The organism is Dickeya sp. Secpp 1600 (assembly GCF_003049805.1).
Lineage (GTDB): Bacteria > Pseudomonadota > Gammaproteobacteria > Enterobacterales > Enterobacteriaceae > Dickeya > Dickeya fangzhongdai.
The window spans coordinates 1,216,089-1,228,490 of sequence record NZ_CP023484.1; the positions used below are offsets into that span (position 1 = coordinate 1,216,089).

Sequence of the window (12,402 nt, forward strand, 5' to 3'; positions counted from 1 at the left end):
CACATTATGATGGACAATTTACGCGCGGCCGCTAACAACGTCGTGCTGAAAATTATTCTTGCCTTGATTATTGGTTCATTCGTGTTGACCGGCGTGGGGGATTACCTGATACGAGGTTCAGGCGATTACGCGGCCAAGGTGAATGGGCAGGAAATTACCCGGGCTCAGCTAGAGCAGGGCGTACAGAACGAACGCAGTCGTCAGCAAGAGATGCTGGGAGAGAATTTCTCCGCGCTGGCTGCCAACGAAGGGTATATGCAGCAGTTGCGCAGGCAGGTACTGTCACAGCTGATCGACGAAACGCTGGTTGTTCAATATTCCCATAATCTGGGACTGAATATCAGCGACGAACAGGTCAAACAGGCGATTTTCTCCGTGCCTGAGTTCCAGACCAACAACCGTTTCGATAATGATAAATACCTGGCGCAGGTGAGTCAGCTGGGGCTGACGCCGGATGCCTACGCGCAGTTTCTGCGCAAGCAGCTGTTAACCCAGCAATTGATTCGCGGGCTGGGCAATACTGACTTCGTATTGCAGCAAGAGCTCGATAACCTGGTGGCGATGGCGGCGCAGGATCGCACCATTCGCACGGCAACTATCGATCTGAGCGCTCGCGCCAAGAACCAGACCGTTTCTGATGAGGAAGTGAAAAACTTCTACGATCAGAACAAGGGTCGCTATCTGGCGCCTGAACAGTTCAAAGTCAGCTATATCATGCTGGATGCCGCTTCCATCATGGATAAAACCAAGGTGGATAACACCGATATCGCAGCCTACTACGAGCAGCATAAGAGTGAGTTCACCCAGCCGGAACGTAAAAAATACAGCGTCATTCAGTTGAAAACCGAAGCAGACGCCAGAGCCGCGCTGGAGCAACTGAAGAAAGGCGCTGATTTTGCCGCGTTGGCTAAAGAGAAATCTACCGACATCGTTTCCCGTCGCAACGGCGGTGACCTGGGTTGGATGGATAACGGCTCTACGGTGGATGAAATCAAACAGGCCGGTCTGAAAGAGAAAGGCCAGCTGTCTGACGTCATCAAATCCTCGGTCGGCTACCTGATTATTCGTCTGGATGATATTCAGGCGCAGCGCGTCAAGGCGCTGGACGAAGTTCGCGCCGATTTGGCGGAGAAGGTAAAACGCGAGAAAGCGCTGGATGCGTTCTATTCTCTGCAGCAGAAAATCAGCGAAGCCGCCAGCAATGATAATGAATCGTTGGTCTCCGCTGAGAAAGTCGCCAATGTCAAAGCGGTTCAGAGCGACTGGTTTACGCGTGACAATGTGCCAGCTGCACTGAACTTCCAGCCGGTCACCCAGGCTATTTTCGGTGGTTCGCTAGTCGGCGAGAATGGCACGCCGGGTAATAACTCGGATGTGATCAGCGTTGAAGGCGACCGTGCGTTTGTATTGCGCGTGACCGAACATAAACCGGAGGCGACCCAGTCGCTGGATCAGGTGCGCGATCAGGTGGTTCAGACGCTGAAACGCCAGAAAGCTGAACAACAGGCCAAGGTTGAAGCTGAAAAGATTATGGCTGACCTTTATCAGGGGAAAACCGACAGCATGACGGCTGCTGGCCTGAGCTTTAGCGCAGCGAAAGAGATGTCCTCTACCGGGCAGACCGATGCGCTGGCCGAAACGGTGTTTGCGATGCAGCAGCCGAAGAAAGACAAGCCTTCTTACGCGGTGGCTCAGGATCAGGCCGGCAATGTCGTGCTGATCGCGCTGGACGCAGTGAAACCGCATGTCTTGTCGGATGATCAGAAGAAACAGTTCGGCGCCCAGGTGGAACAGAGTTCTGTCGGCGCGCTGTTTGACACCCTGCTGACGAGCCTGCGCAGTCAGGCGAAGATCAAGTACGGTAGCGCTGCACAAGAAGTGCAATAAACCTCGCAGAATTCTGCAAATCACTGCAACATCCAAAGGCCGCTTTCGCGGCCTTTTCCACATTTTTAGTTTGCTGTTTGCCGTGTTTTGAAGGCTCGGGCATTGTGACCGGGCTGTCAAACACAAGGAGGAAGCAGCATGAAAAATTCAGGAATTAAAGCGTTATGTCTGATTGTGGGGATGAGTTTTGCCGGAGTATCAACGTGGCTTCATGCCGCGCCAGCCGTGACGGCGCCGGATAAAACCGGCGTCGCTGCGGTGAAATCCGCTTCGCCGGAGCAGAAGCTTGAAAAGGCGACCACGTCGGCGACAGATGAAGAGGAAGTGAGTATTAACACCGCAACGGCGGAACAACTGGCCGCGGCGCTCAATGGGGTAGGACTGAAAAAGGCGCAGGCGATTGTGTCTTATCGTGAGCAAAATGGGCCGTTTACCCAGATTGAACAGCTGCAGGAAGTGCCGGGAATCGGCAGTGCGCTGATCGAGCGTAACCAATCCCGCTTGCGCCTGTAAGTCGGAGCATCGTCGGGGAAAACTGGCAAAAACGCAATTCCCCGACAGTAGCGAAAACTGAATGTGAAAGATCAGTACCAGACGAGCGTTGGCTTGTCTGGTACCGGTACCTTCATTTCAGACCGGTTTTGTGCTTCAGGGAAGCCATCACGGCCGATGGGTTATGCTGGTATTCCGCCAGCCCTTTTGCCCGCAGGTGGCATGCGGCGCACTGCCCGCACCCCGTTCCTTTAATGCCGTTGTAGCAGGTAAGCGTATGGTTTCTAACGGTATCAAGCTGTTGATAATAGTCCGCCAGCGCCCAGGTTTCTGCCTTGTTGAGCCACATCAGCGGTGTAACAAAGCGAATGTCTCTTGCCAGACCCAACGTTACCGCCTGATTCAACGCCTTGACGAATTCGTCACGACAGTCGGGGTAGCCGGAAAAGTCGGTTTCGCAGACGCCGGTGATAACGGTATCCGCGCCCACCTGATAGGCGTAAATCGAGGCCAGCGTCAGAAAAAGAATGTTTCGACCGGGAACAAAGGTACTGGGCAATCCGTCGGCATTGGCATCAAATTCGGGGACAGGGATATTGTCACGGGTCAGGCTACTGACCGCCAGTTCGTTGAGCAAGCCGACATTCAGCACCTTGTGCGCTCTGGCTCCCAACGTCTGCGCCAGCTCCGCGGCGACGTCGATTTCAGCGCGGTGGCGTTGCCCGTAATCAAATGTGACGCAATGGACTTCATCATACTGCTGCAGGGCCTGTATCAGGCAGGTGGTGGAATCCTGTCCACCACTGAAAACTACAACTGCGCTTGTCATTCTCGTTCACCCTCATGCGTGGGAGCCGCCAGGCGGCCGCTATCCGTCAACCATATTCTGGCGGCTATGGTACCTGAAATCCCGGCGCAGTTCAGCGTAAGGGGAACGAGGCCTCCCGGGATAGCGTCACGGAATTCGATATCCTTCAGTCAGTTGCTGAAGATAAGGGGTGATATCGCCAATCTGGGCGCGTACCCAATCCTGATTGTAGTAAGTGTCGAGATAGCGCTCGCCGCTGTCGCACAGCAACGTGACGATCGCACCGCGGCGCCCCTCCGCCACCATCTGCCCGGCCAGTTGCAGCATACCCCAGACGTTGGTACCGGTGGACGGGCCGACCTTGCGCCCCAGAATCCGCTCCAGCCAGTAAAGGGTGGCGATACTGGCGGCGTCGGGCACTTTCATCATGTCGTCGATCACGCCGGGGATAAACGACGGCTCGGCGCGCGGGCGGCCGATGCCTTCGATACGGCTGCTGCATTTCCCGGTGAGTGTGCGATCTTGCTGGCGATAGCAGTCGTAGAACACCGAGTTTTCCGGATCCACCACCACCAGTTGCGTATCCAAACCTTTGTAACGGATGTAGCGCCCCAGCGTGGCGGAAGTACCGCCCGTGCCCGCGCTCATCACCAAATAGTCCGGTACCGGGAACGGTTCACGTTCCATTTGCCGGTAGATGCTGTCCGCGATGTTGTTATTGCCGCGCCAGTCGGTAGCGCGTTCGGCGTACGTGAACTGATCCATGTAGTGGCCGTGCAGCTCTTTGGCCAGCGCTTCGGAGGCGGCGTAAATCTGGCCGGATTGTTCAACGAAATGGCAATTCCCGCCATAGAACGTGATTTGTTCGATTTTTCGTCTGGCTGTACAGGCAGGCATCACGGCAATAAACGGCAGTCCCAGCAAGCGGGCGAAATAGGCTTCCGACACGGCGGTACTGCCGGACGAGGCCTCAATAATCGGCGTGCCCTCGTTAATCCAGCCGTTGCACAGACCGTACAGAAACAGGGAGCGGGCAAGGCGGTGTTTCAGACTGCCGCTCGGATGCGTGCTCTCATCCTTGAGGTAAAAGTAGATGCCGGGGTAGTCCGGCAAGGTCAGGCGAATCAGGTGAGTGTCTGCCGAACGTTGAAAATCGGCCTCAATCGCGCTGACGGCGTCGCGTACCCAGGTGCTGGTCATGTGATGTTGTCCTGCTGAATAAGAATTATGTTTTCAAAGTCTGTTTCGCCATCCGACGCAACGCGTACGCACAATGGCGAGGATAGGATTTAGCGTATCGTTTTTTGCAGAAAAAAAGATTGCCTTTTTGTTTTTAAAAAGGGCTAATGAGAGAAAATTTTTCTCTTTTATGTCGATATGCTGGATAAAACCGATCGTATGCTGCTGTCATTGCTACAGCAGGATTGTACTCTGTCGTTGCAGGCGCTGGCCGAGGCGGTGAACCTGACGTCCACTCCTTGCTGGAAACGGCTAAAACGGCTGGAAGATGACGGGTACATCAAGTCCCGCGTCGCTTTGCTGGATAATGAAAAGCTGGGGCTGGGGCTGACGGCATTTGTGTTGTTGAAAACCCAGCAGCACAATAGCGCCTGGTACCAGGAGTTTTCCCATTTTGTCTCCGATATGCCGGAGGTGCTGGCGTTTTACCGTATGGCGGGAGAATACGATTATCTGATGCAGGTTCAGGTGGCGGATATGAAAAGCTATGACGCTTTTTACAAACGGCTGGTTAATGGCATTCCGGGGTTGGTTGATGTCACATCCAGTTTCGCTATGGAGTGCATGAAACAGACAACGGCTTTGCCCCTGCAGGTATAAAATTTATTCGCCATACACTTTATGTATAATAATCTGTTCCCTGCATCATAATTCTGTAGCTAATGGACTGAAATCGCGTGAGACTTTTTGTTCAACTAGGATGGTATTTCCGCCGTGAATGGAAGCGCTATCTGGGGGCGGTAATCCTATTGATTGTGATTGCTATCCTGCAATTACTGCCGCCCAGACTGGTTGGCATCATTGTCGACGGCGTAACGCAGCGTCAAATGACCACGACCACGGTACTGTGGTGGATTGGCGGGATTCTTCTGGTTGCGTTATTGACCTATCTGTTGCGCTATTTCTGGCGCATCTGGCTATTTGGCGCAGCCTATCAACTGGCCGTTGAGCTGCGTGAAGATTTCTATCGCCAACTGAGCCGACAGCATCCTGCTTTTTACCTTCGCCATCGCACCGGAGACCTGATCGCTCGCGCGACCAATGACGTGGACCGGGTGGTCTTCGCCGCCGGGGAAGGGGTGTTGACGCTGGTGGATTCGCTGGTGATGGGGTGCGCGGTACTGGTGGTGATGTGTACCCAACTCAGTTGGCAACTGACGCTAATAGCGCTGGCGCCGATGCCGCTGATGGCGGTGATCATCAAACGTTATGGTACGCAGTTGCATCAGCGTTTCAAAGACGCGCAGGCGGCATTCTCCTCGCTCAATGACCATGCCCAGGAGAGCCTCACCAGTATCCGCATGATTAAAGCGTTTGGTCTGGAAGATCACCAGTCAGGCAGTTTCGCCCGGGTCGCCGCCGACGCCGGTCAGAAAAACATGCGAGTGGCGCGGGTGGATGCGCGTTTCGACCCGACGATTTATATCGCGGTGGCCTTCTGCAACCTGCTGGCGGTAGGGGGCGGCAGTTGGATGGTGATTAATGGTTCTATGACGTTGGGGTCGTTGACCAGTTTTGTGATGTACCTTGGCCTGATGATTTGGCCGATGCTGGCGCTGGCCTGGATGTTTAATATTGTCGAGCGCGGCAGCGCCGCCTATAGCCGCATCCGTCAGCTCTTGTCTGAGGCTCCGGTGGTGGTGGATGGCTCTCAGGCGCTGCCTGCCCAGCCGGGAACGCTGGTTGCGGAGATTACCGCCTTCCATTACCCGGGGCATTCGGCGTCGGTGCTCAATGATGTCCGTTTTACGCTGGCGCCGGGGAAAACCCTGGGGCTTTGCGGCCCGACCGGTTCCGGCAAGAGTACGCTGCTGGCATTGCTGCTGCGTTATTTTGATGTCGAACAAGGGCAGATTACCTATCACCAACAGCCATTAAACCAGATTCGACTGGATGAGCTGCGAAGCCGATTTGCAGTAGTCGGCCAGACGCCGTTCCTGTTTTCGGACTCGGTAGCCAACAATATTGCGCTGGGGCGCCCTGATGCTTCCCAACAACAGATTGAAGAAGCGGCGCGGCTGGCAAATGTGCATGACGATATTCTTCGCTTGCCGCAGGGGTATCAGACCGAAGTCGGCGAACGGGGGGTGATGCTGTCCGGCGGCCAGAAACAGCGCATCGCCATTGCCCGTGCTCTGCTGTTGGAAGCTGAAGTGCTGGTGCTGGATGATGCGTTGTCTGCGGTGGATGGTCGCACGGAGCACCAGATTTTGAGTAATTTGCGTCAGTGGGGGCAGAGGCGAACGCTAATTATCAGCGCGCATCGTTTGTCGGCGCTGGTGGATGCCGATGAAATTCTGGTGTTGCAGCAAGGGCATGTCGCGCAATGCGGCGATCATGGGCAACTGTCGCAGCAGGCCGGCTGGTATCGCGATATGTATCGTTATCAACAACTGGAAGCCGCGCTGGATGATTCACCCCATGAGGAGCGACCGCATGAGTAATTCCCGGGCATTATGGCCGACGCTGAAACGGTTGCTGGCTTACGGTCTGCCGTGGAAAAAAACGGTAGGGGCCGGAGTTTTGCTGCTGTGGGTGGCGGCGGGCGCGGAAGTAGCGGGGCCGGTACTGGTCAGCTATTTCATTGACCATCTGGTGAGCAAAGGCGAATTTCCGCTGATGATGGCGGCCGGGTTGGCGGTAGGGTATATCGTGCTGCAGGGGATTGCGGCGCTATTGCATTATGTTCAGGCGCTGATGTTCAACCGGGTGGCGGTTGGCGTCGTGCAACAGCTGCGCATTGATGTGATGGATGCGGCGTTGCGTCAACCGTTAGCGGTGTTCGATACCCAACCGGTCGGGCAATTGATCTCACGCGTGACCAACGATACGGAAGTGGTTCGCGATCTGTATGTGATGGTAGTGGGCAGCGTGTTGCGCAGCGCGGCGCTGATTGGGGCGATGTTGATAGCCATGTTCAGTCTGGACTGGCGCATGGCGCTGGTGGCGCTGACCATTTTTCCGGCGGTCGCGATTGTCATGGTGATTTATCAACGCTACAGCACGCCGATTGTCCGGCGGATGCGCAGTTACCTGGCGGACATCAACGATGGTTTCAACGAGTCCATCAGCGGCATGAGCGTTATCCAGCAGTTTCGCCAGCAGATACGGTTTGGCAAAAAGCTGAGTGACGCCAGTTGGTCGCATTATGATGCGCGCATGCAGACGCTACGGCTGGACGGTTTCCTGTTGCGCCCGCTGTTGAGCCTGTTTTCGGCATTGGTGATGTGCGGTCTGTTACTGCAGTTTGGGTTCAGTTCGGTCGGTTCCGTCGGGGTGGGGGTGCTGTATGCCTTTATCAACTATCTGGGGCGTCTGAATGAGCCGCTGATTGAACTCACCACCCAGCAGTCAATGTTGCAGCAGGCTGTCGTCGCGGGAGAGCGTATTTTTGAGCTGATGGACGGCGCCCGCCAGCGTTATGGTGACGATGTTCGTGCGCTGGAGAGCGGGCGTATCGATATCAATCAGATGACGTTTTCCTACCATAAAGGCAAACCGGTGCTGCATGACATCGAGCTGCACGTGCCGGATCGCGGATTTGTCGCGTTGGTTGGGCATACCGGCAGTGGTAAGAGTACGCTGGCAAGCCTGTTAATGGGGTATTACGTGCCGGATAGCGGGGAAATCCGTCTCGATGATCGTTCGTTGCCGACGTTGTCGCATCAGGTGCTGCGTCAGCATGTGGCAATGGTGCAACAGGACCCGGTAGTGCTGGCTGACTCTATGTACGCCAATGTCACGCTGGGGCGCGACATCAGTGAGGACAACGTCTGGCAGGTGCTGGAAGCGGTGCAACTGGCGCCGCTGGTGCGAGACATGCCGGAAGGTCTTCATACTCGTATCGGCGAGCAAGGGAACAACCTGTCGGTTGGGCAAAAACAGTTGCTGGCGCTGGCCAGAGTGCTGGTGGCGGCTCCCAGAATTCTGATTCTGGATGAAGCGACCGCCAATATCGATTCCGGTACCGAGCAGGCTATCCAGCGGGCATTGCGATTGGTGCGTTCTCATACCACGCTGGTGGTGATCGCACATCGCCTGTCAACCATTGTCGAGGCGGACAACATTCTGGTGCTGCACCACGGTAAAACGGTGGAGCAGGGAACGCACGAACAGTTGCTGACGAAGGAAGGGCGTTATTACCAGATGTACCAGTTGCAGCAGGCGAGCCGAGAGTTGGCCTTTTCGCAACCGCACGATTCTTCCGAACTGATATCTCAGGCACCATGACTGCCAACGCAGTGCAGCGTTTCGCACCATAATTTGGCAGAGCCCGCCTTGTTGTGCAGTGCGCTGCACTGAAACCAAGCGCGATGCACTATTTTTGTGCGTCGCGCGCTCCTGTTTTTCCTGTTCATTGTCCATACTTCATACAGTCATCTTCCGTTCTGTCCCTAACGGGTCGCGTTTTATCGCTTTTGCTTCGGCTCAACATTTATGGCACACGATTTGCTTTAAGTGATTCGTGGACATATTTGAGAGTGACGGGCGCAGGCCTGAACTTACATGGTTAGGGGGATGAGGATGAAACTGGTTACTGTGGTAATTAAACCGTTCAAGCTGGAAGACGTACGCGAAGCATTGTCTTCTGTAGGCATCCAGGGGCTCACCGTCACTGAGGTGAAAGGGTTTGGGCGTCAGAAAGGGCATGCGGAACTGTATCGTGGCGCGGAGTACAGCGTTAACTTTTTGCCAAAAGTGAAAATTGACATCGCGATCGCTGACGACCAGTTGGATGAAGTTATCGATGTCATCAGTAAAGCTGCCTACACCGGTAAGATTGGCGATGGCAAAATCTTTGTCGCGGAACTGCAGCGTGTCATCCGTATCCGCACCGGCGAAACTGACGAAGCCGCACTATAACAATTACCTGATTTAGCCTTATTAAATAGGGATGAAGAGAAAATGAAGAAACTTTCCTTGTCATTAGGTTTAGGGGCGGCTGCCATGCTTCCTGCATGGGTCATGGCGGATACGCCGGCGCCTGTGGCGGACAAAGCGGACAATGCGTTCATGATGATTTGTACCGCATTGGTGCTGTTCATGACGATTCCTGGATTGGCGCTGTTTTACGGCGGCCTGATTCGTAGCAAAAACGTGCTGTCCATGCTGACTCAGATTATGGTGGCTTTTGCGCTGGTCTGCATTCTGTGGGTGATTTATGGCTACAGCGTGGCATTCAGTACAGGCAGCCCGTTCTTCGGCAGCCTGACCAATTTCATGCTGAATGGCATTGATATCAACTCTGTCAGCGGTACTTTCTACCAGTTTATCCATGTGGCTTATCAGGCGTCCTTTGCCTGCATTACCGTGGGGCTGGTGATTGGTGCGCTGGGTGAGCGTATTCGTTTCTCTGCCGTACTGATCTTCTCCGCACTGTGGTTCACCTTGTCTTATCTGCCGATGACCCACATGGTATGGGGCGGCGGTTATCTGGCGGCAGACGGCGCGCTGGACTTCGCTGGCGGCACCGTTGTACACATCAACGCCGCTGTGGCTGGTCTGGTTGGCGCGTTGCTGTTGGGCAAACGTGTCGGTTTCGGCAAAGAGGCTTTCAAGCCGCATAATCTGCCGATGGTATTCCTGGGCACCGCTATCCTGTATATCGGCTGGTTCGGTTTCAACGCCGGTTCTGCCGCTGCTGCCAACAACATCGCGGGTCTGGCGTTCCTGACCACCGTGGTGGCGACAGCCGCTGCGATTCTGGCCTGGGTCGTTGGCGAGTGGATTAGTCGCGGTAAACCGTCTCTGCTGGGCGCCTGTTCTGGCTGTATCGCCGGTCTGGTTGCCATCACGCCGGCCGCAGGCACTGTGGGTATCGGCGGCGCGATGATTATCGGCTTTGCCGGTGGTTTTGCTGGCCTGTGGGGTGTGACCGTACTGAAAAAATGGCTGCGCGTCGACGATCCGTGCGATGTGTTCGGGGTGCACGGCGTATGCGGCATCGTCGGATGTCTGCTGACCGGCGTGTTCACCGCCGCGTCGCTGGGTGGTACCGGTTATGCGCAGGGTGTGACCATGGCTCATCAGGTATGGGTACAGCTGTTTAGCGTGATCGTCGCTATCGTGTGGTCCGGCGTCGCCGCGTTCATCTCCTTCAAGGTTGCAGACATTGCTGTCGGTCTGCGTGTACCGGAAGAACAAGAGCGTGAAGGTCTGGACGTCAACAGCCACGGCGAAAACGCATACAACCAGTAATTCCCGTTCGGTAGCGGATAATAACGGTTACCGTCATATACCAAACAAAAAACCACCTTGAAAAAGGTGGTTTTTTTATGTCTGGCGCTGGGCTATTGACCGTGACGCCGGATGACGCCTTCCTGCACGCTGGATGCCACCAGCACCCCTTCACGGGTATAGAACTGGCCGCGAACAAACCCGCGGGCGCCGGAAGCCGAGGGGCTTTCGACAGAGTAAAGCAACCAGTCATCCAGCCGGAACGGCCGGTGGAACCACATCGCGTGGTCAATGGTTGCGACTTGCATTCCTCGTTCCAGAAACCCCACGCCATGCGGTTGCAGCGCCGTGAGCAGAAAATGGCAATCGGAGGTATAACCAAGCAGATATTGGTGGGTTCGCTCGTCATCCGGCATGACGCCGTTGGCCCGGCACCACACCTGTCTGACTGGAGGCGCGGCTTCACCTTTCAACGGGTTATGAAATTTTACCGGGCGAATCTCTATCGGCCTGTCATTGGTAAAAACCTGGCGCATAACCGGCGGAATCAGATGTTCCATACTACGGGCGATGTCCTGCTCTGACGGCAAGTCGTCGGGCGGCGTCACCTGCGGCATGTCGCACTGGTGCTCAAAACCGCTTTCCCGTGTCTGGAAAGAAGCGGTCATGTAAAAAATCGAACGGCCGTTCTGAATAGCGCTGACGCGTCTGGCGCTAAAACTGTTGCCGTCCCGCAGTGTCTCCACATCGTAGATAATCGGTTTCTGACTGTCGCCGGGAAGCAGGAAGTAGCTGTGAAACGAATGAATGAAGCGGTCAGCCGGCACGGTCTGTTTAGCGGCCGATAGCGCCTGACCGACCACCTGACCGCCGAATACCTGGCGTAACCCCAGATCCTGACTCTGGCCGCGGAACAGGCCTTCTTCCAGTTTTTCCAGATTTAACAACTCGAGAAGATTTTGTAATGCCTGGCTCATAGCTCTGCCTTTGGGTTAATAGTTCTGCATTTGGGTTAATCGTGATTACGCGAATGGCTCGTCGTGCGCTAAAAGAACGCTTTCCATCGAATTCAGACATGAAGATACTGGCAGGTTCCGGGATGTTAATATGATTACACGATAACTATCGGAATTTTCCACCATAATTGTTATGCCGGTTGGTTCATACTTCTTAACGGGTGGCGGTTTTTCTGACCGTCATCCTGATAAAATAATTAAGGAGACTTACCTATGAGATTATGGCATATCTTTGGTGGTATTACGGTATCGATCGCGCTCTCCGGGTGTGTGAATAACCATGGTGTTGCTCCTGAAGCGACTGCGCCGGCAACGGGGCAGACTCAGACTCTTTCTCAACCTGTTAGCGGCATGCCCGCTGTGACCGGCACAGTCAATATTCGCCAAAAAATCGCGTTGCCGCCGGATTCGGTGCTGACGGTTACCGTATCCGATGCGTCGATTCCGGATGCACCTTCAAAAGTGATCTCTCAGCGGGTTATCCGCACGGAAGGGCAGCAGGCGCCATTCCGGTTTGTGCTGCCTTATAACCCGGCGGAAATCCGGCCGGACGCCCGTATCCTGCTCAGTGCCGCCGTTGCCATTAACCACCGGGTGACATTGATTACCGAGCATGTGATGCCGGTGGTCAGCAATGGGGTGAATAATGCCGATCTGACACTGATACCGGTTCCGACTGTACCGGTGCCGGCGAAGTCCGGCGGGTTTCTGACGCCGAATGCACCGGCAGCGTCCGATGAGGGTGTTTCAGATTCGTCATCACAATCCTATTAATATTGTTAA

At 55.0% G+C, this 12,402-nt stretch carries 11 protein-coding genes; 8 read left to right on the top strand and 3 right to left on the bottom strand.

Annotated features, from left to right (window positions below):
• The first annotated feature begins 6 nt into the window (after nucleotides 1–6).
• Together ppiD and CPA59_RS05565 are read left to right on the top strand one after the other, a co-directional pair.
• Nucleotides 7–1,887, top strand: a complete 1,881-nt coding sequence (ppiD, locus tag CPA59_RS05560) for a peptidylprolyl isomerase (protein ID WP_107758863.1) — start codon at nucleotides 7–9, stop codon at nucleotides 1,885–1,887.
• 138 nt (nucleotides 1,888–2,025) lie between these two features.
• Entirely contained in the window at nucleotides 2,026–2,400 is a 375-nt protein-coding gene (locus tag CPA59_RS05565; RefSeq protein WP_038918192.1) for a helix-hairpin-helix domain-containing protein, read from the top strand.
• A 112-nt stretch (nucleotides 2,401–2,512) separates the two neighbouring features.
• Here CPA59_RS05565 and queC read toward each other — a convergent pair whose 3' ends face one another.
• On the bottom strand, nucleotides 2,513–3,208 hold the full coding sequence (queC, locus tag CPA59_RS05570; protein WP_100849112.1) for a 7-cyano-7-deazaguanine synthase QueC: 696 nt from the start codon (nucleotides 3,206–3,208) through the stop codon (nucleotides 2,513–2,515).
• A gap of 126 nt (nucleotides 3,209–3,334) precedes the next feature.
• Nucleotides 3,335–4,387, bottom strand: a complete 1,053-nt coding sequence (locus CPA59_RS05575; protein WP_038661218.1) for a PLP-dependent cysteine synthase family protein — start codon at nucleotides 4,385–4,387, stop codon at nucleotides 3,335–3,337.
• Between the two features lie 177 nt (nucleotides 4,388–4,564).
• Between CPA59_RS05575 and CPA59_RS05580 the strand changes: the two genes are divergently transcribed.
• From CPA59_RS05580 to amtB, 5 genes are all read left to right on the top strand, one after another.
• Nucleotides 4,565–5,026 carry an Lrp/AsnC family transcriptional regulator gene (locus CPA59_RS05580; RefSeq protein WP_013316862.1) on the top strand — a complete coding sequence of 154 codons (462 nt, stop codon included), beginning with the start codon at nucleotides 4,565–4,567 and terminating at the stop codon, nucleotides 5,024–5,026.
• A gap of 77 nt (nucleotides 5,027–5,103) precedes the next feature.
• Nucleotides 5,104–6,870: a SmdA family multidrug ABC transporter permease/ATP-binding protein gene (locus CPA59_RS05585; RefSeq protein WP_049854162.1), complete on the top strand. Its 1,767-nt coding sequence runs from the start codon at nucleotides 5,104–5,106 to the stop codon at nucleotides 6,868–6,870.
• The gene (locus CPA59_RS05590; RefSeq protein ID WP_049854163.1) at nucleotides 6,863–8,656 is read left to right on the top strand and encodes a SmdB family multidrug efflux ABC transporter permease/ATP-binding protein; all 1,794 of its coding nucleotides are present in this window, start codon (nucleotides 6,863–6,865) and stop codon (nucleotides 8,654–8,656) included. The genes CPA59_RS05585 and CPA59_RS05590 overlap by 8 nt, the downstream gene beginning before the upstream one ends.
• 294 nt (nucleotides 8,657–8,950) lie before the next feature.
• Nucleotides 8,951–9,289, top strand: a complete 339-nt coding sequence (gene glnK, locus CPA59_RS05595) for a P-II family nitrogen regulator (protein ID WP_002208627.1) — start codon at nucleotides 8,951–8,953, stop codon at nucleotides 9,287–9,289.
• Between the two features lie 42 nt (nucleotides 9,290–9,331).
• Complete coding sequence (gene amtB / locus CPA59_RS05600) at nucleotides 9,332–10,624, top strand: ammonium transporter AmtB (RefSeq protein WP_038661206.1); 1,293 nt, start codon at nucleotides 9,332–9,334, stop codon at nucleotides 10,622–10,624.
• 92 nt (nucleotides 10,625–10,716) lie between these two features.
• On the opposite strand, the gene tesB is transcribed toward amtB, so the two are convergent.
• Nucleotides 10,717–11,580 carry an acyl-CoA thioesterase II gene (gene tesB, locus CPA59_RS05605; protein WP_049854164.1) on the bottom strand — a complete coding sequence of 288 codons (864 nt, stop codon included), beginning with the start codon at nucleotides 11,578–11,580 and terminating at the stop codon, nucleotides 10,717–10,719.
• Between the two features lie 252 nt (nucleotides 11,581–11,832).
• Between tesB and CPA59_RS05610 the strand changes: the two genes are divergently transcribed.
• A complete protein-coding gene (locus tag CPA59_RS05610) occupies nucleotides 11,833–12,393 on the top strand; it encodes a YbaY family lipoprotein (protein WP_049854165.1) in 561 nt (186 codons plus the stop codon).
• Nucleotides 12,394–12,402 lie beyond the last annotated feature (9 nt).